Origin of the sequence: Streptococcus infantis, from assembly GCF_047464215.1 — a bacterium.
Taxonomy (GTDB): Bacteria; Bacillota; Bacilli; order Lactobacillales; family Streptococcaceae; genus Streptococcus; species Streptococcus infantis_P.
The window spans coordinates 1-615 of sequence record NZ_JASHCG010000045.1; the positions used below are offsets into that span (position 1 = coordinate 1).

At 43.7% G+C, this 615-nt stretch carries 1 pseudogene; it reads right to left on the reverse strand.

Annotation, left to right across the window (positions count from 1 at the left end):
- Positions 1-615, reverse strand: a pseudogene (locus QM469_RS10555) (hypothetical protein); the annotation flags it as partial.

Sequence of the window (615 nt, forward strand, 5' to 3'; positions counted from 1 at the left end):
TCGTCTGGTAATTCGCTGTTTGGTACTTTACCTTTACCGTCTTCACCGATTGTGACTGGGATTGGCTTACCATCTTTACCTGGGATTTCTACCTTAGTTCCTGGTTTGTATGTTGAGCCATCTGGTTGCTTAGGTGTTACTGTTACGTCACCTGTCTTAGGATCTTGTTCCAACTCTACTGTTGGTGTCTTTTGAGCTGGTGTTGCTGGTGTTACCTTAGCTGGTGTTTCAACTTTAGGAACTTCCACTGCTGGTTTACCTGGTTCTGTAATCTTACCTGGACCTGAAACTTTACCGTCTGGTAATTCGCTGTTTGGTACTTTTCCTTTACCGTTTTCACCGATTTCAACAGTGATTGGGTTGCCATCTTTACCTGGGATTTCTACCTTAGTTCCTGGTTTGTATGGAGTTCCATCTGGTTGCTTAGGTGTTACTGTTACGTCACCTGTATTAGGATCTTGTTCCAACTCTACTGTTGGTGTCTTCTGAGCTGGTGTTGTTACTGGAACTTCTACAGCTGGTTGACCTGGTTCTGTAATCTTACCTGTACCTGGAACTTTACCGTCTGGTAATTCGCTGTTTGGTACTTTACCTTTACCGTCTTCACCGATTGTT